The organism is Bartonella vinsonii subsp. berkhoffii ATCC 51672, from assembly GCF_902825225.1.
Taxonomy (GTDB): Bacteria; Pseudomonadota; Alphaproteobacteria; order Rhizobiales; family Rhizobiaceae; genus Bartonella; species Bartonella berkhoffii.
Map to the genome: position 1 here is coordinate 1 of NZ_CADEAK010000127.1, position 485 is coordinate 485.

General features: G+C 40.4%; 1 protein-coding gene. It reads right to left on the bottom strand.

Annotated features, from left to right (window positions below; translation table 11 throughout):
* On the bottom strand, positions 1 to 485 hold a 485-nt coding region (locus tag J7R10_RS08575; protein WP_208436467.1), incomplete at both ends, for an LON peptidase substrate-binding domain-containing protein.

The window sequence follows — 485 nt, forward strand, 5'->3', positions numbered from 1 at the left end:
AGCCAGAAGAGTTTGGGCACGATTTCCAATATCTGGAGCTTCAAGTAGAGCTTGTTTTTCTTCTGGTGTAAAAGGGATGAGGGCTGAAAAAGCATTAACCAATAGAGGCGTGGGGGCTTGTATGATACTGCTCCAATTATATTCTATTTCATGTATGACGAGATATTGCTCAACAATGTTGAGGAGGTTTTCTCGATTAATGTTTTCTACCATATCAGGTTCTTGTAAGTCTTCTATGTTTGATCGGATGAGAGCAGTTCGATAAGGTTTTGCGTTCACCAACTCCTGTTCTAAGGTGAAGCGACAAACGCCTTGTAGTATAATGAAAAGCTGCCCATTTCCCGTTTCGTTGTAGTTTGTAATGCGCCCTATACAGCCTATTTTATAAAGTGGTGAGGTGAAGCGGTCTGTATTCGATGAAAGTGGTTGAATTATTCCGAGCAAACGATTGGATATCATAACATTTTCAACCATTTCGAGTGCTT